We start from the raw sequence: 21,558 nt of genomic DNA, 5'->3' as shown, positions 1-21,558 counted from the left end.
CAGATACTTCGGCTAAAGGGAAAAGAAAAGCCGGCCTTCAGCCAGCCACGCACGCTTCGAGCGCGCGCGGCATCCATTCAGCCGGCGCGGGACGCGCAAGCAGGAAACCTTGTGCGCGGTCGCAGCCGATCTCGCGCAGGAACTCGAGTTGCCGTGGCGTCTCGACGCCCTCGGCTACCACCGTGACACCGAGCGTGCGCGCCATCGCGACGATCGCGCGCACGATCGAGCGGTCTCGCGCGGCGCTTTTCTTCACACGCGGCGACATCCCCGGCCCCGGTTCGGCCATGTCCGCGAGGAACGACCGGTCCACCTTGAGCGTGTCGACCGGCAAGGACTGCAGATACTTGAACGACGAATAGCCGGTGCCGAAGTCGTCGATCGCGAGGCTGATGCCGCGCGCCGCGAGTTCTTGCAGCAATGCTTCGATACCGCCGCGGCCCGACGTCATCGCCATGCTCTCCACGAGTTCGAGTTGCAGGCGCGTGGCTGGCAGGCCCGTTTCGCTGAGTAGGGTCGTGAGCTGATGCAGAAAGCCGTCGTGCAGGCATTGCCGCGCCGAAAGATTCACGCTGATACGGCCGAAGTCGAAGCCCTCGTCCAGCCAGTCGCGCGCCTGCCGGCAGGCCTCGCGCAGCACCCACGCGCCGAGCGGCACAATCAATGAGGATTCCTCGGCAATCGGTATGAACTGGTCGGGCGGCACGAGCCCGCGGCGCGGGTGCTGCCAGCGCACGAGCGCCTCGATGTTGACGAGCGCCCCGCTCGCCACATCGAATTCGGGCTGATAGTGGAGCACGAGTTCGCCAGCTTCCAGCGCGTGGTGCAGCTCGCTTTCGAGCACGATGCGCTCCATTGCCGACGACGTCATCGGCGCGGCGAAGAACCGGAAGTTGTTCTTGCCCGCGTCCTTGGCCTCGTACATCGCGCGGTCGGCCTGCATGAGCAGTTGCCGAGGATCGTGCGCGTCGTCCGGATACATGCTGATGCCGATGCTCGGCGTGACGAACAGCAGTTGCTCGCCGATGTGCATCGCGGCGCCCACGCGGGCGAGCAGCCCTTGGGCGATCTGCCCGACATGGCGAACGTCTTCGATATCCTCGATCAGCAGCGTGAACTCGTCGCCGCCGAGGCGCGCCACCGTATCGGTCTCGCGTACCGCTTCACGCAGGCGCGTGGCGATCACGGTGAGTGCCTCGTCGCCCACGCCGTGGCCCATCGTGTCGTTGATGAGCTTGAAGCGGTCGAGGTCGAGGAACATCACGGCGACGCGCTTGCCCGAGCGGCGTGCGCGAGCGAGCGAGAGCGTGAGGCGCTCCGTGAAGAGCGTGCGATTGGGCAGGCCCGTCAAGGCGTCGTGCGTCGCGAGGTAGCTCAGGCGCTCCTCGGTCTCGCGGCGCTGCGTGATGTCCGCGAAGATCGCGGCGTAATGTGTGCAGCGGCCGCTCGGGTCGCAGATGCTGGAAATCGTCAGGTATTCCAGGTAAAGCGCACCGTCCTTGCGCCGGTTCCAGATTTCGCCCTTCCAGTGGCCGTTCTGCTGCAGGCTGCGCCAGAGCGCGCTGTAGAACGCCGCGCCCTGGCGGCCCGAGTTGAGCAGGCTCGCGTTGCGCCCGAGCGCCTCGTGCTCCGTATAGCCCGTGAGCCGTGTAAAAGCGGGATTCACGCGCTCGATGGTGCCGTCGAGGTCGGTGATCATCACACCATCGAGCGTCGATTCCACCACCTGGTCGGCGAGGCGCAGGTTCGCGCGCGAGGCGAGCAGCGCGTCGTCGCGCTCGCGCAGCGCCAGCTGCAGCTCGCGCACGAAGCCGTCTTCGATGTCGTGCAGGATATGCGAGAGGTCGAGCAGGCCCGCGAGACGCCCGTCTTCACCGATCACGCCCACGTGGCGCATGCGGTGTTCGACGAGATACTGACGCGCCGCATAGAGGCTTTGCGAGTGCGCAAGCGAGCGCAGCGGCCGGCTCGCGCGCGCGCCGACCGTACCGTCGAGCGCGCCGGCGGCAGCGAGGCGCACCACGTCGCGCTCGGTCACGATGCCGAAGTCGCCTTCGGCATAGCTCACGACGAGCGCGCTCAGACGCCGCGCACGCATGCGCTGCATGGCCTCGTGCATGGACATGCGCGCGTCGACCACGAGCGGCATCGCCGCGTTGACCGAGCCGACCGTCTTCAGCCGCAGAAAGCACTCGAGCCCCTGGTTCATGACCAGGTCGGTTTGCGTGACGATGCCGAGCGAGCGGCCCGCCTGGTCCACGACGAGACAATGGCGGATGCCCTCGCGCTTGAAGCGCAAGGCGGCGTCGCGCAGGCGCGTGCTCGCAGGCAGCGCGCGCACTGGATGGCTCATGGCATGGCGGATGGGTAGCGCGAGCGCGGCGGCGTCTTCGCCCAACGCGAGCGCGTCGTGCTCGGTCCAGATGCCAACGGGCCGCCCCATTTCGGTAATCACGATGGCGCTATAGCGCCGCTCGCTCATCATCCGCGCCGCTTCGCGAATCGGCAGGTCTGGCCCGCAGGCAAGCGGCGGCCCTGAAAGTAGCTGCCCGATTTCCAGGTCCAGCGTGTGGTGTTGCATTTGCGCCCCGAACCGCACTGCGATGTCTTTTGAGATAGCGGGAAGCTAACAGCGGGCTGGAGGCCGTCAATTGACGCAAATCAAGGTTTTGGCCGCCGAGGATGACGCAAACGTTTGCGCATCGACTAACCGGAATATCAGGGCAGCATCATGTGTCGCACGCCTGCGACAAACTTGATGCGCATAAACTTTTCTATGTGCAATCGCATAATCTAGTTTACTGGACTAATTAATCCATTAAACTGGACAACATGGATATCCACACCAACATCGCCCGCCGTCTGCGCGAACTGCGCGACGCCAAAGGCTGGTCACTCGAAGCGCTGGCCGAACGCAGTTCGGTGAGCCGCTCGAACATCTCGCTCATCGAACGCGGCCAAAGCAGCCCCACGGCCGTCGTGCTCGACAAACTCGCTACGGCACTCGGCGTCTCGCTCGCGTCGCTCTTCGAGGCGCCGGGCGACGAAGTGCTGCAGGCCCCTTCCCCGCACGCCGCGGCCCGCGATCAAGCGTTCTGGACCGATCCCGAGTCGGGCTATGTGCGGCGCAATCTCTCGCCGCCCGCATGGTCGCCCATCCAGCTCGTGGAAGTGCACTTTCCGCCCGGCCAGCGCGTGGCCTACGACACGAGCCTGCGCGACGCGGAGATTCATCAACAGGTTTGGGTGATGGAAGGCGTGATGGAGATGACGGTGGGCGAGCGCCTGTGGCGGCTCGAAACCGGCGACTGCCTCGCGATGCGCCTGGATTGCCCTGTCGTTTATCGCAATCCCACGAGCGAGCCGGCGCGTTATGTCGTCGCGCTCTGCAGGATCACTAATTAACCGGGTTCACCTTCACATGAGCGAAGCCATCAAGGTACGCCGCCTCACCGCCGAACAGGCGCAAACCTGCGCGAGCGCGCTTGCAGACCTACTCATCGACTGCGTCGAAGGGGGCGCTTCGGTGAGCTTCATGCTGCCGATTGCGCGCGAGACGGCGCTCGCGTTCTGGCTCGGCGTGGCGCAAAACGTGGCGCGCGGCGAACGCATTCTGCTCGCGGCCGAAGACGCGCAGCAGCGCATCGTGGGCACGGCGCAGCTCGTGACGGCGCAGCCGGAAAACCAGCCGCATCGCGCCGATGTCGCCAAGGTGCTGGTGCACCGCATCGCGCGCGGACAAGGTGTGGGACTGCGCCTCATGCTCGCGATCGACGAGGCGGCAAGGCAGGCCGGAAAATCGGTGCTCGTGCTCGACACCGTGACGGGCGGCGTGGCCGAACGGCTCTATGTGCGTGCGGGGTGGGAGCGGGTGGGCGCCGTGCCGAATTACGCGCTAATGCCGGACGGCGCATTCTGCGGCACCACGTTCTATCACAAGCAACTGCTGAGTCGGTGAGACACCGCCGGTTCCTCACGCGCCTCGTTCGAGCCTATTGCTGATGGCGCGCGCGAGGCCATCCGGATTGTCGTATGCCATCATGTGCTCGGTATTGGCAACGAGTTCGACGGCGCAGCCGGCTTGCTCGAACTGGGCAATTTCCTCACTCGCAGCCGTATCCGGGAGAATCACCCCTTTATTCGAACTCAGCCTCGCGAAATCTTCGAGCCAGTTTTCCGCGTTATCGTCCAGCGCGGATTTTGCCCATTGGTAAATGGCATGAGGCGATGCGACGGCAAACGGCCCCAGCCAGGCGTCGTTGCCGCCCGCCGCTTTTAACTGCGCCAGAAGCTGCGAAAACCCTTCGGCGACGAATTGCGCTTCGGTCATCGACGTGATTTCCGACAACATCGCTTTGCCGTACTCGTTCAGACCGGGCGCACATAAAATCACGCTGCCCACGGGAATCGCCAGGCGCTTTGCGAGCTTCAGTGCGATGAACGCCCCAGCGCTATGACCGAAGATATTCGCCCGCGTGAAATGCTCGCTCGTGACGAGGTTTGAGATGACATTCGCCTGGGCATCCGAAGTATAGGTTCCGTCCTCTGGCTTGTCGCTGAACCCCGCTCCGATGAGATCGATGAGGAGCGATCGGCGTTTCGAGTACGAATGTGAACCCACTACCAGTGGGTAATCGCTGCTGGACGCACAACCCAAACCATGAACGAAGAGAAGCGGCTCGGACGAGTTCGTGGCGGAATATAAATCCACGTAGCGAAGGACGTTCTCCCTGTCATCGATGGTGAATGAATTCATAGTCTCGTCCAGGAAATTCAAGGCATTGCCACCGCGCGCAATGCCTCCGAAGGCCGCATGCCGAACATGCGCCGATAATCGGTGGCGAACTGGCTCAGATGCCAGAAGCCCCAGGCAGCCGCAACGTCCTGCACCGAACCGGCCGCGCGCCCGCACAGGTCGCGGCGAGCGCCGTTCAGACGCAGCGCGCGCAGGTAGGTTGCGGGCGCCATGCCAAGCACGTCCTGAAAGCAGTACTGGAGCGTGCGCCGGCTCACATGCAACTGCTCGCAAAGCTCCGGCACCCCGACTGGCCGTCCGCGATGCGCGAGCACATAGTCTCGCGCCTGCGCCACGATCCAGCGGCGTCGCGATGCGGGTTCGGCAACCGCATCCTCACTGCCCGCGCAGGCGTCGAATAGCGCGGCGAGCACTTCCGCCTGCAATGCATTGCGCTCGACGTTCGAAAGCGGTGAGACCGGCACGTTCTCATGCGCCTGGCCGCCATCGTCGAGACACCTCGCGAGCCGTGCACAAAGGCGCTCGATGCATGCAGCGGCCGCCTGCACGACAGGCGCACCCGTGAGACGTTCCTCGAGCGCCGTACGCTCGACCGTGGCCGCGTAGTGGCGCAGCACGTCGCCGCGCACGACCACGCCGTAGATCGAAAATTGCGCCGGTGTGAGAAGCTCGAACTCGACGTTGCCCGGGCGCAGCGCAAACGCCTGCGCGCCAAAGGCCTGCGCGTCGATACGCGCCGCGCCTTCGCGCGCAACCGGTATGCCGAACCACCAGGCGTCGCCGCGCACTTCGCACGCCTGGCGCAGCGTATGGCTCGTGGTCTCGCGAAACACCTTCATGGTGTCGAGCGGCAGCTCTGTGAGCGTGCCGACGAAGCGGCCCGCCGCGAGCTGGTCGTAGGTCTGCCGCCAGCCCACGAGGTTGCGCGCCTGCTCGTCGGCGTCGTGCGCCACGCTAACGACGGTGCGGGCGCCATGCGCGCTGCATTGTGCTTGGCCGGCCGTGGCTTCGGTTCGCTCTGCCGTTTCGTTCATGATTGCCTCCCAGCACGCACTTGCTTCGATCGATCGTCGAGTGACGCAAGAGTCGGGCCAGCGAAAACGGTATGCGCAATGGCCATGCCGGGCGCCGCGCTGCTCCACGGCGGCGCAATGGTGGTTAGCGAAGTGCTCAATCCCTGCACAGGCGGCAGCACCGCCGCGGTGCGTCGCCGGCTTCGATGGTTGCAGCCGATGCAGCCGCGTGTGGCCCGTCACGCAGACGTGATCTGCCCAGGCGCACCGATGCCCGGCAGCGTCGCGTCGCTATCGTCCTTCAGCCCGACGCCGGTCAGCCCGAGCCGCCGCGCGTGCGTGAGGAGGTAATGGAGCTTGTGCGCGGCCGCCTCATACGGCAGCCCCTCGGGACGCACGTTCGAGATGCAGTTGCGCTGCGCGTCATGACAGCCCACCTTCGGCGCGTAGGTGAGATAGACACCGAGGCTGTCTGGCGAACTCAGCCCAGGCCGCTCGCCGATCAGCATGGCCACGAGCTTCGCGCCCAGCAGCTCGCCGATCTCGTCGCCAAGCGCCACGCGTGCCTGGCGCGCGACCACCACCGGGCCGATGCGCCAGTCCGCAAGACGCGCGCGAACCGCGAGGAGCAGCGGCGCGGCCTGTTTCGCGGCAGCGATCGCCGAAAGGCCGTCGCCGATCACGAATACGACTTCAGGCGGCTCCTCATGCGCTGCGATGGCCGAACCCGCCGCTTCGACCAACGCTGCCCGGCTCGCCTCCGACAAGCGCCGCCCGAGGTCCGGCCTGCGCAAATAATGCTGCCGGTCCGGCGCCGCGCTTTCCACGCCGAGCGTGGCGAACCCTTCGGCTTCGAGGGTGCGCCGCAATGCTTCGGCGTCGAGCGGGTGATGCACGGCGTCGCGCGCCTGCGCGTGCGAGAGATTGAACGCGAGCAGCGGCGCCGTGGGCAAGCCGCTGCCCGCGCGCCCGAGCGCGATGCGCGCGTTCGTGAACGCCTTGAGCCCGCCCCATGGGTTCTTTTCGACGGCGTCGCTCATGCGTCGATCCCCATCCATTCGTGCGCGCCCGCGAGCAGCGGCACGCGCGCGGAGCCCGGCAGGAGCGCGCCTTTCGCGTCGACGATCTCCATGGTCTCCAGCCACTCCTCGAACTCCGGCGCGCGGCGCAGGCCGAGCAGATCGCGCACATAGAGCGCGTCGTGAAATGAGGTGCTCTGGTAGTTGAGCATCACGTCGTCAGCGCCCGGAATGCCCATGATGAAGTTGACGCCGGCCGCGCCCAGCAGCGTGAGCAGCGTGTCCATGTCGTCCTGGTCGGCTTCGGCGTGGTTCGTATAGCAAATGTCGCAACCCATCGGCACGCCTAGCAGCTTGCCGCAGAAGTGATCTTCGAGACCCGCGCGAATGATCTGCTTTCCATCGTACAAATATTCGGGGCCGATGAAACCGACCACCGTATTGACGAGAAACGGCTCGAACTTGCGCGCGGCCGCATAGGCACGCACCTCGCAGGTTTGCTGGTCCACGCCGTAGTGCGCATTTGCCGACAGCGCGCTGCCCTGCCCCGTCTCGAAGTACATGAGGTTGTTGCCGACCGTGCCGCGCTTGAGCGAGAGCGCCGCCTCGCGCGCCTCTTTTAAAAGCGCCAGCGAAATGCCGAAGCTCGCGTTCGCCTTTTCCGTGCCCGCGATCGACTGGAACACGAGATCGACAGGGGCGCCCTTTTCGATCGCCGCGATCGTGTTGGTCACGTGCGTAAGCACGCACGATTGCGTGGGCACGCGGTAGCGCTCGCGAAATCCGTCGATCATCGCGAGCAGCTTCACGATGGCCGCCAGGCTGTCCGTGGCGGGATTGATGCCGATCATCGCGTCGCCGCAGCCGTACATCAGGCCGTCGAGCATCGAGGCGGCGATGCCCTTCACGTCGTCGGTGGGGTGGTTCGGCTGCAGGCGCACCGACATGCGGCCCGCCAGCCCCACGGTGTTGCGAAAGCGCGTGACCACGGGGCGCTTTTTCGCCACGGCGATCAGGTCCTGATTGCGCATGAGCTTCGACACCGCGGCAACCATCTCGGGCGTGAGGCCCGGCGCCAGGCATTCAAGCGCCTCGGTCGTTGCCGCGCCGGAAAGCAACCAGTCGCGAAAGTCGCCCACGGTGAGGTGCGCGACGGCTGCGAACGCGGCTGCGTCGTGATCGTCGACGATCAGGCGCGTGACCTCGTCGTCTTCATACGGCACGAGCGCTTCGGAAAGAAACACCTTGAGCGGCACCGCGGCGAGCGCCATTTTCGCGGCCACGCGTTCCTCTTCGCTCGCCGCCGCCACGCCCGCGAGCTGGTCGCCGGAGCGCAGCGGGCTGGCTTTGGCGAGCAGCGTCTTGAGGTCCGCGAAGCGGTAGGTGCGCGCGCCGATCGACTCCGTATAGTTCATGTGCTGGACTCCTGCAAAGCTCACTCCTCGAGCAGCCCCTCGGCGGCTACCCCCCCTTCGCGCTGCGTGCGCGTGGCGAGGAAATACGCGTAGCCGAGCGCGAGAAACACTACGAACACCCCCGCAACCAGCGCGTTGAAATACACCATCGTGCCGAGGCAAACGAGCGCGGCGACGAGTGCGAACGCCGGGAAAAACGGGTACAGCGGTGCGCGAAACGGCCGGTCCATGGCCGGTTGCACGCGGCGCAGCCTGAAGAGCGCCGCCATGCTGACAATGTACATCACGATCGCGCCGAACACCGACATCGTGACGATGTTGGCCGTGAGCGTCTGCCCGCCGAACTGGATCAGCTCGTCGCTATAAATCGCGGCGATACCGACCACGCCACCCGCGAGAATCGCGCGATACGGCGTCTTGAAGCGCGGATGGATTTTCGCGAGCCACGCGGGCAGATAGCCTTCGCGGGCCAGCGCGAAGATCTGCCGCGAATAGCCGAGGATGATGCCGTGAAACGAGGCCACGAGACCGAACAACCCGAGCCAGACGAGCATGTGCATCCAGCCGCTGTGCTCGCCCACGATGAACTTCATGGCTTGCGGCAGCGGGTCGTTGATATTCGCGAGTTTGGTCCAGTCTCCCGCGCCGCCCGCGAACACCATCACGCCCACGGCGAGCGCGACGAGCGTGAGAATGCCGGCCACATAGGCGATGGGAATCGAGCGGCGCGGGTTCTTCGCTTCCTCGGCGGCCATGGCCACGCCTTCGATCGCGAGGAAAAACCAGATCGCGAACGGGATCGCGGCGAACATGCCATGAAACGAACCCAGCGAAAAGTGATCGTTGCCCGACCAGCCGCCCTTCATGAAGTGGGTCCATGCGAAGCCCGGCGACACCACGCCCATAAACACGAGCAGTTCGAAGATGGCGAGCAGCGTGACGATCAGCTCGAAGGTCGCGGCGATCTGCACGCCCACGATATTGAGCGCCATGAACACGAGATACGCGCCCATGGCCGCGTGTTTGGGCTCGAGCCCGGGGAACTGCACATGCAGGTACGCGCCGATGGCGAGCGCGATGGCGGGCGGCGCGAACACGAATTCCACGAGCGTGGCCGCACCCGCCAGATACCCGCCGGTCGGCCCGAACGCGCGTCGGGCGTAGGCGAAAGGACCGCCCGCATGCGGAATGGAGGTGGTGAGTTCGGTAAAGCTGAAGATGAACGTGGTGTACATCGCCGCGACGAACAGTGCCGTGACGACGAAGCCGAGCGTGCCGGCGCTGGCCCAGCCGTAGCTCCAGCCGAAGTACTCGCCCGATATCACGAGGCCGACTGCGATGCCCCACAACTGCCACGTGCCGAGCGTTTGATTGAGCGCCGGCGCACCTGGCTTGCCCGATGATGTACCGACTGTCGTGCCAATTGCAGCGGGGCGTGCGTTCGACTCGCCTTGCATGGTTGTCTCCCTCTGGGTGGCCCGGGCGGCCGGCCCTGGCCGCCACGGTTGAGTGGAACCATGCTATTGAGTCATTAATCGACGTGTTATCGAAAATCGGCAAATCGTGGCTGCGGCGCAGCACAGGCCGTTTTGCCCGCTTCCTTGCGGCAGCCTTTCGCGCGTTGCGCCTACAGCAGCGGGTCGATCAGCGCGACCTGCTGGGCGAAGCGTTGCTTGTCCTCGCCCAGCAAGGGATCGCGATGCGGAAGGTCGACGGTGAGCGGATCCTGCGCGACCTGATCCACGTGCACCTCATAGTGCAGATGCGGGCCCGTCGCCCAACCCGTCGCGCCCACGTATCCGATCACCTGTCCCTTGCTCACCGTCTGCCCGACCTTCAAATGCTTCGCAAAGCGCGAAAGGTGGGCGAAGGTCGTGGAGTACGGGCCGAAGTTCTCGAGCTTCACGACCTTGCCGTAGCCCGTCTGCCAGCCGGCGAACGTCACGGTGCCGCGCGCGGTCGCGTGAACGGGCGTGCCGACGGGCGCCGCGAGATCGACACCTTCGTGCGGCTGCACGCGATGCGTGACCGGATCGAGCCGTCGCAGCGAGAAATACGAAGACACGCGCGTAAACTTCACGGGATAGCGCAAGAACGACGGCGCGGCGGCGTGACCGTCTGCGCAATAGTAGAACGCCTTGCCCGCAAGGTTCCGGTAGAGAAAGAGATCGTGCGAGACGTTGCCGTTCGAAATGCGGATCGCGACAGGCGTGTCGTCCGAAGACGATGCGTTTTGTGACGCGCCGGCGTTCGCAGGGCTCACATCGTCTGGATCTCTTGCGTCGCTCGCGCCATTCGCGCCATCCGCGCCGTTCGTGTCCTTGCGAAACACGAAGCGGATCTCGCTGCCACGCTGCAGATCGCGCCGGAAATCGAGCCGGCCCGCGAATGCGCGCGCAAGCCTCGCCGTCGTCGCTGCATCCACGCCGAGACGCTGGGCGGCTTCGGAGAAGCTGTGTTCGACCACAGCGGTCTCCACGCGAAACGCGGGCTCGCTTTCGCTCGCAGGCGCCGCGCTGGCCGCCTGCGACGCCGCATCTTGCGCCGGCGCCGCGGACGTCGCAGTCGCCGCGTCGGCAAGCGGATCGTCGGTCGCAATGTTCGCGTGCCGATGGGCGAGCCACGCGGCGCTCGTCAAACCGATTGCGGACACAACGATGAGTTTTCCCGCGAGGCCGGGGGCGGCCGCTATTGCACGAAATGCCATGAATCGAATGACGGATTGCAGAGCAGAGAAATGCGAACGCGCGCCGCGCTTCTCGAGGTGAATTCGGAAGTGAGATCGATGGCCGCATCGCTGAATCGGCGAGCATCGATGATGCGAAGGGGTTCAAAATAAATGGCGTTTCTTAAACGAAACTTAAGAAAGCCAATGAGCGCCCAATGAGCGCAACATTCTGCCGCAGTGACTATTTCTGTCACTTTTTAAACGGGAAATACTACCGAAATATTTTAATCGGATACCTGATTAATTCCCGGAAATGACATACCGAATAAAGCAAGCGATTGCCCGTCAACTCGCGATCGTTCCCCACGGTAGACGCACCTAATCGAATGATCTATACTCATCTCGTTTCGATCACCACGAAGTCGTTCTCGTGCGCATTGAGATACAGGGTCCACGCTAAAGGTCCACTGCGTCGCAAGCGCCATTCAAGCGGGCCTCCGGCCCTCGCGTAGCGGCCCAAAACCGCCGCATCCAAGCCGCCAAAAGGTGGTTTCCTGCTCCAGCGCGCATCGATCTGCTCGGTGCCGTCGAGCTGAACATGACAACCAGAAGAACGCGAGAAGCGCGTTCATATCACTGCCGCCACGTAGCTAACGTGCGCGGGCGGACTGGTTTTCGTTCGTTTTCTGGTCCGTAGTTTTAGTCGGTTCCAATCGCGGCCATGCCGGGATCACGAACTTCCTTCGCGGCGCCTTGAGCATCCTCATCGGCGTCCCCGCTGCGCAGCGTTGCGCCGCGCGGCACAAAAACAAGGAGGCGTACCTTCATGACTCGACGCTCTGCCCTGCTCGCGGGCAGCCTGATCGCCCTTGCCGTCATCGCGTGGGCACTCTCACGCGCCATCGGCGCCGATACGTGGCACAGCCACGCAGGCGACCTCGCCTACTACACTGGGCGGCACCTGCTGCTCGTCGGCTATTCGATGGCGCTCGCCATCGTGGTCGGCGTACCCGCCGGTGTGCTGCTGAGCCGGCCGCGCTTCGTGCGACAGGCCGAACGCTTCATGCAGATCTTCAACGTGGGCAACACGATCCCCTCGCTCGCGGTGCTCGCCATTGCACTCGGCGTGTTCGGCATCGGCGACGTTCCCGCGATCGTCGCGCTCTTTCTCGCGTCGCTGCTGCCCATCACGCGCAATACGTATGAAGGCGTGAAGAACGTGCCGGCCGCGCTGCGCGAAGCCGCGCGCGGCATCGGCATGACGGGCTGGCAGTCGCTCACGCGCGTGGAATTGCCGGGCGCGCTGCCCATCATCGTGGGCGGTGTGCGCACCGCGCTCGCCATCAACGTGGGCACGGCGCCGCTCGCCTATCTGATCGGCGCCGACAGCCTCGGCTCGCTCATTTTCCCCGGCATCTATCTGAACGATCAGCCCTTGCTGCTGCTCGGCGCCGCGTTCACGGCCGCGCTCGCGCTCGTGCTCGACGGCGTGGTTGCCGCCGGCAGCCATCAGTGGCTCGCGCGTCACGGAGGGCTCGCATGATGCTCGCGTCACCGTTCAAGTCTCTGCGCCGCTTCGTTCAGGCCTGCCTGATCGGCACGGCGCTCGTCGCCGCCGCCACACCCGCATTCGCACAGCCCAAGCTCGTACTGGGCGCGAAGAACTTCACCGAGCAATACGTGCTAGCCAAGTCACAGCGCAATACCTGCGCTCGCGCGGCTATTCCGTGGAGGTGCGCTCCGGCCTTGGCAGTACCCTCATGCGCAGTGCGCTGGAGAACGGCCAGTTCGACCTCGTTTGGGACTACACGGGCACGGCGGCACTCGTCTACGACAAGCTGACGGAGAAGCTTTCGCCCGAAGCGATGTACGAGCGCGTGAAGGCGCTCGATGCGCCGCGCGGTCTCGTCTGGCTCAATGCCTCGCCGCTCAACGACACGTATGCATTAGGCCTGCCAAGCAAATTCGCCGAGGAAACCGGCATCACCACGGTCTCGCAGCTTGCGCAAAAGCTGAAGACGGACCCCGATGCGAAGCGCTACGTGTTCGGCATGGACGCCGAGTTCGCGAATCGTCCGGATGGTCTTAAGCCCCTGCTCGCCACCTACGACATGAGCTTTGACCGCTCGCAGATGAAGCAGATGGACCCCGGCCTCGTCTACACGGCGCTGCATAACAACCAGTTGAAGATCGGCCTCGTCTACACGACCGATGGCCGCGTGAAGGGCTTCGGCATCGTGCCGCTCGAAGACGACAAGCACTTCTTCCCGCCGTACAACGCCACGCCCGTGGTACGCAAGGAAGTGCTGGAGCGCAATCCCAAACTGGCTGCGCAGCTCAACGCGCTGTCCGCCGCCCTCAACAACGACGCGATGCAAGACATGAACAAGGCCGTCGATCTCGACGGCAAGTCCGCCCAGCAAGTCGCGGCGGAGTTCCTGCGCACGCATACGCTCCCCTGAAGGAGGCCAGGCCCTATGAACGTATTCGACTATCTCGCTTCGAGCTGGCCCGAGCTGCTGCAACTCACGCTCCAGCACCTCTACCTCGTGGGCATCGCCGTGGGCTGCGCGATCATCGCGGGCGTGCCGCTCGGCGTGCTCATCAGCCGCCATGACTGGCTCGCCGCACCGCTGCTGGGACTGGCGACCATCATCCTCACGCTGCCCTCCATCGCGCTGTTCGGCCTGATGATCCCGGTGTTCTCGCGCTTCGGTCAGGGCATTGGCGCGGTGCCCGCCATTACGGCTGTGTTTCTCTACTCGCTGCTGCCGATCATGCGCAACACCTACCTCGCGCTACGCAACGTGGAGGCGGGCATCAAGGAAGCCGGCACCGGCATCGGCATGACGTCGTGGCAGCGGCTGCGTCTCGTCGATCTGCCGCTGGCCGTGCCCGTGATTCTTGCGGGCGTGCGCACGGCGGTCGTGATGAACATCGGCGTGATGACCATTGCCGCCGTGATCGGCGCGGGCGGCCTCGGCACGTTGATCATTCGCGCCATTGGCCAGAGCAGCATGATGAAGCTACTCGTGGGCGCCGTGCTCGTGAGCGTGCTCGCGATCGTCGCCGACCTGTTGTTGCAGATGCTGCAGCGCGCTTTGACACCGAAAGGAGTACAGAAGACATGATCGAACTCGACCAACTGACGAAGACCTTCACGCAGAAAGACGGCCAGGCCGTGCGCGCCGTCGATTCGGTGAGCCTTTCGGTGGCCGAAGGCGAGATCTGCGTGTTCCTCGGCCCCTCGGGCTGCGGCAAGACCACCACGCTCAAGATGATCAACCGGCTGATCGAGCCGACCTCGGGCCGCGTGCTCATCAACGGCGAAGACACGACGGGCCTGAACGAAGTGGATCTGCGCCGCCGCATCGGCTATGTGATCCAGCAGATCGGCCTCTTCCCGAACATGACGATCGCGGAGAACATCACAGTCGTGCCGCGGCTGCTCGGCTGGGACAAGAAGCGCTGCGCCGAACGCGCGGCAGAGCTGATGTCGATGGTCGCGCTCGACCCGAAGCTGTATTTGAAGCGTTATCCGCGCGAGCTTTCGGGCGGGCAGCAGCAGCGTATCGGCGTGATTCGCGCGCTTGCTGCCGATCCGCCCGTGCTGCTCATGGACGAGCCGTTCGGCGCGGTCGATCCGATCAATCGCGAGGCCATCCAGAACGAGTTCTTCCAGATGCAGCGGCAACTGAAGAAGACCGTCATCATGGTGAGCCACGATATCGACGAGGCGATCAAGCTGGGCGACCGCATCGCGGTCTTCCGGCGCGGCAGGCTCGTGCAATACGACCACCCCGATACGCTGCTCGCGCGCCCGCATGACGACTTCGTCGCGCAGTTCGTGGGTCAGGACAGCACACTCAAGCGCCTGTTGCTCGTGAAGGCCGGCGACGCCGCCACGCAACCCGAAACGGCGCGCGCCGAAACGCCGCTCTCCCACGCGTTCGCCGCGATGGACGAAAGCGATTCTCGCTATCTCACCGTGCTCGACGACGCGCAGCACGCGCTCGGCTTCGTGGCGCGCCGCGCCGCGCGCGGGGTCGAAGGCGTCTGCGGCGATCGCATCACGCCCTTCCCGGCTACGGTTTCTGTCGACGACAACCTGCGCATCGTGCTCTCCAAGATGTACCAGTTCCGCGCCTCGTGGATGCCGGTGCTCGACGCCGACGGCGCCTACGTGGGCGAGATCACACAGGATTCGATCGCCGACTATCTCAGCTCGGGCCGCTCGCGGCAGCAGACCGGACAGCCGCCGAGCGCGGCGGTGCGTCCGGCGGCCGCGATCGCGTGAGCGGCGGGTCAGGCTCAGCCCTAAATCCCGGCGGCTAGTCAAGAAGCACCTCTACGACAACGCGAAGATACGTTATGGGGAAGCCGAAGCGCCATCATCGAAGGCATCGCGTTGCAAACCAATATCCTCGCGCTCAACGCGGCGGCGCTGGCACCGTACAAGTGTTCCGTGTTGGCTGAGGCCGACGGACCGACGCGGCGCGAGCGCCTTCGCGGCCTCTTATAATCGGATCTCGAAGCGGCGGCGGGCGCAGTCACCCGCCGCCTTGCCTATCGATTTTTCGTACGCGAAGAGGAACGTCGCAATGTACATCGCCATGAATCGCTTCAAGGTCGCGCCGGGCTCCGAGGCCGCATTCGAGGAAGTCTGGGCCACGCGCGACACGCACTTGAAGCAAGTGCCCGGCTTCATCGAATTTCATCTGCTCAAAGGCCCGCAGCGCGAAGACCACGTGCTCTACGCGAGCCACACGATCTGGGCGAGCCACGCGCACTTCGAAGACTGGACGCGTTCCGACGCCTTTCGCGCGGCGCATCGAAACGCGGGCAATGCGGGCGGGGCAAACCGTCCGGTCTATTTGAGCCATCCCGAGTTCGAAGGCTTCGAAGTCGTGCAAACCGTGAAGTAGGCGCTGCACGCGAAGTCTGGGTCGACATCGGTAAATCTGGGCACGCGCTGCGCCAAAGCTACACGCGCGCAGCGCGCACCACCGCGGTGCCCCGTGTATCCGGCCCCTCTCTTCTCGTCTATCCGCTGCGCTGCGGGCCCTGGGCCCAAACCTTGCTTGACACAAGCCCGCCCTCGCGCGCAACGGCATTGGTGGCGCGCGCCATCGCGTCCCCAACCGACGAGCCCATGAAGAAAAAAACCGCCACCCGTATCGTAGAAGGACAGCCGTTCCCGCTCGGCGCCACCTGGAACGGCCGCGGCGTGAACTTCGCGCTCTTCTCCGCGAACGCTGCCAAGGTCGAGTTGTGTCTCTTCGACAAGAGCGGCCTGCGCGAACTCGAACGCATCGAGTTGCCCGAATACACCGACGAGGTGTGGCACGTCTATCTGCCCGACCTCGCACCGGGCGCCATCTACGGCTATCGCGTGCACGGGCCCTACGAGCCGCAGGCGGGCCATCGCTTCAATCCGCACAAGCTGTTGCTCGATCCGTATGCGAAGGCGCACGTGGGCGCGCTGCGCTGGCACCCCGCCGTGTTCGGCTACACGATCGGGAGCCCCGACGGCGATCTCTCGTTCGACACGCGAGACAGCGCGCGTTATGTGCCGCGCTGCCGCGTGGTCGATCAGGGCTTCACATGGCACCACCCGATGCGCGAACGTGTGCCGCGCGAGCGCACGATCATCTACGAAACGCATGTGCGCGGCTTCACGATCCGCCACCCCGACGTGCCGCACGAAGAGCGCGGCACCTTCGCGGGGCTCGCGCAGACGCCGGTGCTCGAATATATCCGCGGGCTCGGCGTGACATCCGTGGAGTTGCTGCCCATCCACACCTTCGTGAATGACTCGCACCTGCTCGACCGCGGTCTCACGAACTACTGGGGCTACAACACCATCGGCTTCTTCGCGCCGGACCCGCGGTACTCGGTGGGCGCGCACGGCTCGATCGACGAGTTCAAGAACATGGTGGACCGCCTGCACCAGGCGGGTCTCGAAGTGATACTCGACGTGGTCTACAATCACACCGCTGAAGGCAGCGAACTCGGTCCGACGCTCTCGTTTCGCGGCATCGACAATGCTTCGTACTACCGGCTACCCGAAGACCGGCGCTACTACATCAACGACACAGGCACGGGCAATACGCTCAACCTCTCGCACCCGCGCGTGCTGCAGATGGTCACGGACAGCCTGCGCTACTGGGTGCTCGAAATGGGCGTGGACGGTTTTCGCTTCGACCTCGCGACGATCCTCGGGCGCGAGCCCTATGGCTTCGACGAAGGCGGCGGCTTTCTCGACAGCTGCCGCCAGGACCCGATTCTCGCGAGCGTGAAGCTGATTGCCGAGCCGTGGGACTGCGGGCCGGGCGGCTACCAGGTGGGTGGCTTCCCGCCCGGCTGGATGGAATGGAACGACCGCTTTCGCGACACCGCGCGCGCCTGGTGGAAAGGCGACGAGGGCAAGGCGCCCGAACTCGCCACGCGCCTGTGCGCTTCGGGCGACAGCTTCAACCGGCGCGGACGGCGGCCATGGTCGAGCGTGAACTTCGTCACTGCGCACGACGGCTTCACGCTGAACGATCTCGTTTCGTACAACGACCGTCACAACGAAGCCAACGGCGAAGAGAACCGCGACGGCCACGGCGACAATCTCTCGTGGAATTGCGGCGCGGAAGGCCCGACCGACGACCCCGAGATCCGCGCGCTGCGCGAGCGCCAGAAGCGCAACTTCCTCGCCACGCTGCTGCTCTCGCAGGGCACGCCGATGCTGCTAGCGGGCGACGAGTTCGGTCGCACGCAGCGAGGCAACAACAACGCGTACTGCCAGGACAACGACGTGAGCTGGGTGGACTGGGACGGCATCGACGACACGGGCCGCGCGCTCGCCGACTTCGTGCGCAAGCTTACCGCGCTGCGCCATGCGCTGCCGGTGCTGCGACGCAACCGGTTTCTCATCGGCGAGCACAACGCGACGCTCGACGTCACCGACGTCGAATGGCTCTCGCCCGCAGGCGTACCGCTCGCTCAGGAGCAGTGGGACGATGCGGCCATGCGTTGCTTCGGCATGCTGATCGATGGACGATCGCAAACGAGCGGCATCATGCGCCTCGCCTCGGATGCGACCATGCTCATCGTGTTCAACGCCTATCACGACGTGGTGGATTTCACGCTTCCTTCGGTGCCGGGCAACGACCAGTGGAACTGCCTCATCGACACGAACATGCCCGTGCGCGACGAACTGCCCGAATTCGAAGCGGGCGATATCTACCAGGTGACGGGCCGTTCGCTGCTGCTGTTCGCGCTGCATGCGCGTGGCGCGACACAGCGGGTGTTCGACCGGCTGGAGGAAGACCTGACGGGTTGAACGGCAGGCTTTTGGCGGATTGGCGGCGAGGCCGCCAGTCCGTTTTTGTTGGGCGTGACGGGGCTGACAGTTAGTTGCACAATGCCGAGACCAGCGGCCGCCTCATCGCAGCACCGCCGACATCGCCGACAAGCTATTGAGCGTGCGCACGAGAAACTCGGCGGTTGGCGCCGCAAACCGGATCACGCAGCCCGCCGCGCGCTCGACACCCGGCCACTGCGCAAAGAGATCCGCCAGCGCAGTCGTCTGCGTGTGCAGCTCGCACGTGCGCATACGCGGCGCCGCACACGCGCGGTCCCACCATTCGCCGTCGCGTGCGATCTGCCCGGCGGCTTCGCGCGCCGCGTCGCGAACCCGTTCGCGGCTCGCGGCGGGCGTCAACAGATCGCCGCTCGCGTGGCCGCGGGCGCGCTTCACCACGACGAACTTCGCATCGGGAAAAGCGGGCCGCGTTTCGTCTTCGAATACATCGTCACCGCTGAGCAGCGCCACGCGTGCGCCGTATTCCTGCGCGAGCGCGCCATACAGCCCCGCCTCGCCCGTCGCCACGCCATCCACGAGCACGCGCGCGAACGCAAAGCTGTTGATGGTGTGCGCAAGGATGCCGCGGCTTTGCGCCATGGCGTGATAGCCGATCATGAAAACAAGCGCGGGCCGGTGCTCGAGCCCCGCCATCATGCCAAGCGTGCGCGGCTTGCCGAGTATCACCCGTGCGCGCGCGTCGATCTCGTCGAGCAGCAGGTTGTTGAAACCGCCATGCGAGTCGTTGACCCACACTTCGCTCGCGCCGCCCGAGAATGCGCCTTCCACGGCCGCGTTCGCCTCGAGCGTCATCCAGCGGCGGGCCTGTTCGTACTCGGCGTTTCCCGCGCGCGTTTGCTGAACGTTGAAGACGCCGCCTATGCCTTCGATATCGACCGAAATGAGTACCTTCACGCGTGCACTCCGCCTGAACGAAGATCGGCGAGATCGGGCGCCGCTTCGCGCAGCGCGAGACGCACGTGGCCATCGCGGCCCTGCACAGTGCGTGCGCTCCACAAGGCGTCGAGAATCGCCTGCTCGACGCAATCGGCGCCTGCCTGAAACAGCGGATCGAGTTGCGAGTCGGCGAGCAAGGGCGGCAACGCGTGGGTCGACGCGTCGTGCGCCAATGTGTACGCGGTGCTGAACGCCATGGCGATATCGCCGCTGCCGTGTCCATAGACGGACCCCGTGCGCGCAAGACCTGCTGCCGCGCGCAGCGCAACGCGTCGAAGCTGCCGCGCGTCGAGCGGCGCGTCCGTGGCGATCAGCATGATGATCGAGCCCTTCTCGGGCTCCTGCGTCGCGCGGTTCGACGCCGCGCGCGCAGCAAGCACGCGCCCCACGGGCACGCCGCTGATCGTCAGCATCGGCAAGCGGCCGAAGTTCGCCAGCACGAGCGCGCCCACGGTGTACTGCACGCCCGCCGCCTGCACGACGCGCGACGCCGTGCCGATGCCGCCTTTCAGGTCGAAGCTCGACATGCCGCGCCCCGCGCCTACGCTGCCGCGTGCGAAGTCGGCGCTCGCGGCGGCGCAGGCCGCGAGATAGTGTTCCTCATGAACGGCCAGCGCCTGAATGTCGTTCAGGTAACCGTCGTTGCACTCGAACACGAGCGGATTGACGGTCGGCAGGCCGCGCCCGATTTGCGGATTCGCCGCGACCGCCGCGCGAACCTGCGCCTGTGCGAGCGTGCCCACCGCAAACGTGTTGCTCAGCGCAACCGGCGTTTCGAGCACGCCCAACTCTTCGAGCTGCATGAGCCCGATGCTCTTGCCGAATCCGTTGATCACACAAGCGCTCGCCGGCACCTTCTCGCGAAAGAGGTCGCCTGCATGCGGCAGCAGCACGGTCACGCCGGTTTGCACGTCGCCCGCGTCGAGCGTGCAGTGCCCGACGCGCACACCGCTGACGTCGGCAATCGTTCCCGTTGCGCCGCTCGCCAGTGTGCCGATATGCGGCGCAGTATCTCCACGATCGATGCTCATGCGCGGTCCAGCTTCGGGTCGAGTGCGTCGCGCAAGCCGTCACCCAGCAGATTGAACGCGAGCACGGTGAGGAAGATGGCGAGGCTCGGGAACAGCGCGATATGCGGCGCCGTCACCATATCGGCGCGCGCCTCGTTGAGCATGGCGCCCCACTCCGGCGTGGGCGGCTGCGCGCCGAGGCCGATGAACGACAGGCTCGCGGCCGTGATGATCGACGTGCCGATACGCATGGTCAGATACACGATCACGGACGACACGGTGCCCGGCAGGATATGCCGCATGATGATCGTCCAGTCCGACGCGCCAATGCTGCGCGCGGCCTCCACATACGTGAGATGCTTGAGCATGAGCGTATTGCCGCGCACGAGCCGCGCGAACGCCGGAATGCTGAACACCGCCACCGCGCAGACCACGTTGATCATGCCGTTGCCGAGGATCGCCACCACGCCGATGGCGAGCAGAATGCCTGGGAATGCGAACAGCACGTCGGCTACACGCATGGTGATGCGATCCCACCAGCCTTCATAGTAGCCCGCGAGCAAGCCGAAGAACGTGCCGACTACAGCCCCCAGCGCCACCGAAAGAAAACCAGCGGCCAGCGAAATGCGCGTGCCCGCGAGGATGCGGCTGAAAATATCGCGGCCCAGCGCGTCCACGCCGAACCAGTGGGCCGCCGAGGGACCCGCGTTGAGCGAGTCGTAATCGAAGTAATTTTCCGGGTCGTAAGGCACGAGATGCGGTGCGAACACCGCGATCACCACCAGCAGCAGCACGAACGCGCCCGCGCCGAGCGCGACGTGCTGCTTGCGGAACTTGCGCCAGAATTCGCGCCACGGCGTGCGGATCGCTTCGTCCTCTGCGCGTACGGCTTCGTTTAGGGTCGTGCTCATGGCGGGCTCACCTGAATCGAATGGTCGGATTGATGACCGCGTACAACACGTCCACGATCAGATTGATGACGATGAACTCGAGCGAGAACAACAGCACTTCGGCCTGAATCACGGGGTAATCGCGCATCGCAACGGAATCGACGAGCAGCCGCCCGAGGCCCGGCCAGTTGAACACCACCTCCACGACGATCGAGCCGCCCAGCAGGAAGCCGAACTGCAGGCCCATCATCGTGACCACGGGAATCATCGCGTTGCGCAGGCAATGCCTGATCACCACCCATTGTTCGGCGACGCCCTTCGCGCGCGCCGTGCGAACGAAGTCCTCGTTGAGCACCTCGACGAAAGAAGCCCGTGTGAAGCGCGCCATCACCGCCGCCACGGCCGCGCCGAGCGTGACCGACGGCAGCACGTAGCTGCGCCACGAACCGTCGCTCACCACGGGCAGCCAGCCCAGGTGC

General features: G+C 65.2%; 18 protein-coding genes and 1 pseudogene. 8 read left to right on the top strand and 11 right to left on the bottom strand.

Translation table 11 applies throughout. The features are described 5' to 3' along the window. Window positions 1–37 precede the first annotated feature (37 nt). Window positions 38–2,581 (bottom strand): EAL domain-containing protein, encoded by a 2,544-nt coding sequence (locus ACOJB8_RS29720; protein ID WP_475015805.1) that lies wholly within the window; start codon window positions 2,579–2,581, stop codon window positions 38–40. 251 nt (window positions 2,582–2,832) lie between these two features. Here ACOJB8_RS29720 and ACOJB8_RS29715 point away from each other — a divergent pair, with 251 nt between their 5' ends. Then, entirely contained in the window at window positions 2,833–3,405 is a 573-nt protein-coding gene (locus ACOJB8_RS29715) for a helix-turn-helix domain-containing protein (protein WP_475015803.1), read from the top strand. A gap of 16 nt (window positions 3,406–3,421) precedes the next feature. Then, window positions 3,422–3,958, top strand: coding sequence for an N-acetyltransferase family protein (locus ACOJB8_RS29710; protein WP_475015801.1), 537 nt, complete (start codon window positions 3,422–3,424; stop codon window positions 3,956–3,958). Between the two features lie 15 nt (window positions 3,959–3,973). Here ACOJB8_RS29710 and ACOJB8_RS29705 read toward each other — a convergent pair whose 3' ends face one another. The 6 genes from ACOJB8_RS29705 to ACOJB8_RS29680 all read right to left on the bottom strand — a co-directional run bounded on the left by ACOJB8_RS29705 (window position 3,974) and on the right by ACOJB8_RS29680 (window position 10,856). After that, window positions 3,974–4,756 carry an alpha/beta fold hydrolase gene (locus ACOJB8_RS29705; RefSeq protein WP_475015799.1) on the bottom strand — a complete coding sequence of 261 codons (783 nt, stop codon included), beginning with the start codon at window positions 4,754–4,756 and terminating at the stop codon, window positions 3,974–3,976. Between the two features lie 17 nt (window positions 4,757–4,773). After that, the gene (locus ACOJB8_RS29700) at window positions 4,774–5,790 is read right to left on the bottom strand and encodes a helix-turn-helix domain-containing protein (RefSeq protein WP_475015798.1); all 1,017 of its coding nucleotides are present in this window, start codon (window positions 5,788–5,790) and stop codon (window positions 4,774–4,776) included. Between the two features lie 218 nt (window positions 5,791–6,008). Beyond that, window positions 6,009–6,809, bottom strand: a complete 801-nt coding sequence (gene eutC, locus ACOJB8_RS29695; RefSeq protein WP_475015796.1) for an ethanolamine ammonia-lyase subunit EutC — start codon at window positions 6,807–6,809, stop codon at window positions 6,009–6,011. Next, window positions 6,806–8,203, bottom strand: coding sequence for an ethanolamine ammonia-lyase subunit EutB (locus ACOJB8_RS29690; protein WP_475015795.1), 1,398 nt, complete (start codon window positions 8,201–8,203; stop codon window positions 6,806–6,808). Before ACOJB8_RS29690 ends, eutC begins: the two co-directional genes overlap by 4 nt. 20 nt (window positions 8,204–8,223) lie before the next feature. Further along, window positions 8,224–9,660 (bottom strand): ethanolamine permease, encoded by a 1,437-nt coding sequence (gene eat, locus ACOJB8_RS29685; protein ID WP_475015793.1) that lies wholly within the window; start codon window positions 9,658–9,660, stop codon window positions 8,224–8,226. Window positions 9,661–9,830: 170 nt separating this feature from the next. Further along, window positions 9,831–10,856 carry a peptidoglycan DD-metalloendopeptidase family protein gene (locus ACOJB8_RS29680; protein WP_475015791.1) on the bottom strand — a complete coding sequence of 342 codons (1,026 nt, stop codon included), beginning with the start codon at window positions 10,854–10,856 and terminating at the stop codon, window positions 9,831–9,833. An 841-nt stretch (window positions 10,857–11,697) separates the two neighbouring features. Here ACOJB8_RS29680 and ACOJB8_RS29675 point away from each other — a divergent pair. The 6 genes and pseudogenes from ACOJB8_RS29675 to glgX all read left to right on the top strand — a co-directional run bounded on the left by ACOJB8_RS29675 (window position 11,698) and on the right by glgX (window position 18,201). Then, window positions 11,698–12,414, top strand: coding sequence for an ABC transporter permease (locus ACOJB8_RS29675; protein ID WP_342948980.1), 717 nt, complete (start codon window positions 11,698–11,700; stop codon window positions 12,412–12,414). Continuing rightward, window positions 12,414–13,333, top strand: a pseudogene (locus tag ACOJB8_RS29670) (glycine betaine ABC transporter substrate-binding protein). Before ACOJB8_RS29675 ends, ACOJB8_RS29670 begins: the two are co-directional and overlap by 1 nt. Before the next feature lie 15 nt (window positions 13,334–13,348). Continuing rightward, a complete protein-coding gene (locus ACOJB8_RS29665; RefSeq protein ID WP_475015789.1) occupies window positions 13,349–14,002 on the top strand; it encodes an ABC transporter permease in 654 nt (217 codons plus the stop codon). Next, window positions 13,999–15,168 (top strand): osmoprotectant ABC transporter ATP-binding protein OsmV, encoded by a 1,170-nt coding sequence (locus tag ACOJB8_RS29660; RefSeq protein WP_069265902.1) that lies wholly within the window; start codon window positions 13,999–14,001, stop codon window positions 15,166–15,168. The genes ACOJB8_RS29665 and ACOJB8_RS29660 overlap by 4 nt, the downstream gene beginning before the upstream one ends. 304 nt (window positions 15,169–15,472) lie before the next feature. Then, the gene (gene hmuQ, locus ACOJB8_RS29655) at window positions 15,473–15,796 is read left to right on the top strand and encodes a heme-degrading protein HmuQ (protein ID WP_069265901.1); all 324 of its coding nucleotides are present in this window, start codon (window positions 15,473–15,475) and stop codon (window positions 15,794–15,796) included. A gap of 227 nt (window positions 15,797–16,023) precedes the next feature. Continuing rightward, window positions 16,024–18,201, top strand: coding sequence for a glycogen debranching protein GlgX (gene glgX / locus ACOJB8_RS29650; protein WP_475015787.1), 2,178 nt, complete (start codon window positions 16,024–16,026; stop codon window positions 18,199–18,201). A 102-nt stretch (window positions 18,202–18,303) separates the two neighbouring features. On the opposite strand, the gene ACOJB8_RS29645 is transcribed toward glgX, so the two are convergent. The 4 genes from ACOJB8_RS29645 to ACOJB8_RS29630 all read right to left on the bottom strand — a co-directional run. Continuing rightward, the gene (locus ACOJB8_RS29645; RefSeq protein ID WP_475015785.1) at window positions 18,304–19,137 is read right to left on the bottom strand and encodes a M55 family metallopeptidase; all 834 of its coding nucleotides are present in this window, start codon (window positions 19,135–19,137) and stop codon (window positions 18,304–18,306) included. Continuing rightward, a complete protein-coding gene (locus tag ACOJB8_RS29640; protein WP_475015783.1) occupies window positions 19,134–20,210 on the bottom strand; it encodes a DmpA family aminopeptidase in 1,077 nt (358 codons plus the stop codon). Before ACOJB8_RS29640 ends, ACOJB8_RS29645 begins: the two co-directional genes overlap by 4 nt. Further along, entirely contained in the window at window positions 20,207–21,100 is an 894-nt protein-coding gene (gsiD, locus tag ACOJB8_RS29635; protein WP_342922102.1) for a glutathione ABC transporter permease GsiD, read from the bottom strand. Before gsiD ends, ACOJB8_RS29640 begins: the two co-directional genes overlap by 4 nt. 7 nt (window positions 21,101–21,107) lie before the next feature. Next, the coding region (locus ACOJB8_RS29630; RefSeq protein ID WP_475015781.1) for an ABC transporter permease subunit at window positions 21,108–21,558 on the bottom strand (451 nt) is incomplete at its 5' end.

The sequence above is a fragment of the Paraburkholderia sp. BR10141 genome (genome assembly GCF_056155635.1).
The sequence above is the reverse complement of the archived record's forward strand: the minus strand, read 5'-3'. Positions and strand labels throughout refer to the sequence as shown.

Bases quoted from the DNA above. Each gene is read 5' to 3' on its own strand.
- ACOJB8_RS29720 (WP_475015805.1), bottom strand. From the start codon at position 2,581: ATGCAACACCACACGCTGGACCTGGAAATCGGGCAGCTACTTTCAGGG.
- ACOJB8_RS29715 (WP_475015803.1), top strand. From the start codon at position 2,833: ATGGATATCCACACCAACATCGCCCGCCGTCTGCGCGAACTGCGCGAC.
- ACOJB8_RS29710 (WP_475015801.1), top strand. From the start codon at position 3,422: ATGAGCGAAGCCATCAAGGTACGCCGCCTCACCGCCGAACAGGCGCAA.
- ACOJB8_RS29705 (WP_475015799.1), bottom strand. From the start codon at position 4,756: ATGAATTCATTCACCATCGATGACAGGGAGAACGTCCTTCGCTACGTG.
- ACOJB8_RS29700 (WP_475015798.1), bottom strand. From the start codon at position 5,790: ATGAACGAAACGGCAGAGCGAACCGAAGCCACGGCCGGCCAAGCACAA.
- eutC (WP_475015796.1), bottom strand. From the start codon at position 6,809: ATGAGCGACGCCGTCGAAAAGAACCCATGGGGCGGGCTCAAGGCGTTC.
- ACOJB8_RS29690 (WP_475015795.1), bottom strand. From the start codon at position 8,203: ATGAACTATACGGAGTCGATCGGCGCGCGCACCTACCGCTTCGCGGAC.
- eat (WP_475015793.1), bottom strand. From the start codon at position 9,660: ATGCAAGGCGAGTCGAACGCACGCCCCGCTGCAATTGGCACGACAGTC.
- ACOJB8_RS29675 (WP_342948980.1), top strand. From the start codon at position 11,698: ATGACTCGACGCTCTGCCCTGCTCGCGGGCAGCCTGATCGCCCTTGCC.
- ACOJB8_RS29665 (WP_475015789.1), top strand. From the start codon at position 13,349: ATGAACGTATTCGACTATCTCGCTTCGAGCTGGCCCGAGCTGCTGCAA.
- ACOJB8_RS29660 (WP_069265902.1), top strand. From the start codon at position 13,999: ATGATCGAACTCGACCAACTGACGAAGACCTTCACGCAGAAAGACGGC.
- hmuQ (WP_069265901.1), top strand. From the start codon at position 15,473: ATGTACATCGCCATGAATCGCTTCAAGGTCGCGCCGGGCTCCGAGGCC.
- glgX (WP_475015787.1), top strand. From the start codon at position 16,024: ATGAAGAAAAAAACCGCCACCCGTATCGTAGAAGGACAGCCGTTCCCG.
- ACOJB8_RS29640 (WP_475015783.1), bottom strand. From the start codon at position 20,210: ATGAGCATCGATCGTGGAGATACTGCGCCGCATATCGGCACACTGGCG.
- gsiD (WP_342922102.1), bottom strand. From the start codon at position 21,100: ATGAGCACGACCCTAAACGAAGCCGTACGCGCAGAGGACGAAGCGATC.